The organism is Blautia sp. AM23-13AC (assembly GCF_003435675.1).
GTDB classification, from domain to species: Bacteria; Bacillota; Clostridia; order Lachnospirales; family Lachnospiraceae; genus Fusicatenibacter; species Fusicatenibacter saccharivorans.
On the sequence record NZ_QTUL01000034.1, the window covers coordinates 1 to 687 of the forward strand.

1 protein-coding gene is annotated in these 687 nt (G+C 50.7%); it reads left to right on the forward strand.

The window, feature by feature from the left end; genetic code table 11:
- Positions 1 to 687, forward strand: a 687-nt coding sequence (locus tag DW642_RS16380; RefSeq protein WP_242991218.1) for a recombinase family protein, incomplete at both ends; no start/stop codon positions are given.

The following is a 687-nucleotide window of genomic DNA, read 5'->3' on the forward strand; positions in this document are numbered from 1 at the left end:
TCCACCATCTGCAACATTCTTGAAAAGCGTGAATATCTGGGACACACCATCAACTTCAAGACTCGAAAGCACTTCAAGGACAAGAAAAGCCATTATGTCCCGGAGGACGAATGGACGATTTTCGAGAATACCCATGAAGCTATCATTGACCAGCAGACCTTTGACCTTGTGCAGAAAATCCGTGGGAATGTCAGACGCTACCCGGACGGCTGGGGCGAAGCAGCTCCCCTCACAGGCTTGCTTTATTGTGCCGATTGCGGCGGCAAGATGTATGTCCACCGCACCAATAACGGCAAGCGCATTTCTCAATACACCTGCTCACAGTACACAAAAGTTCCTTGCGGGACACTCTGCAAGACCCAGCACCGTATCAATGAAGATGTGGTACTGTCCCTTGTTTCCGAAATGCTCAAAGCCATTGCCGAGTATGCGAAGCATGACCGAGCCGAGTTTGTCCGAGTGGTACAGGAAGCGCAGTCCAGCCAGCAGACAGCAGAGGTTAAGAAACAGCGGATACGCCTTGCCACCGCAAAGCAGAGAGTGTCCGAACTGGAAGTCCTGCTCTGTAAAATCTATGAGGACAACATTTTAGGAAAGCTGTCCGACAGCAGATACGCCACTCTGGACGCTCAATACGAAAAGGAACAGTCCGAGCTTACCGCTGAAATCTCTGCTCTGGAAAAGGCT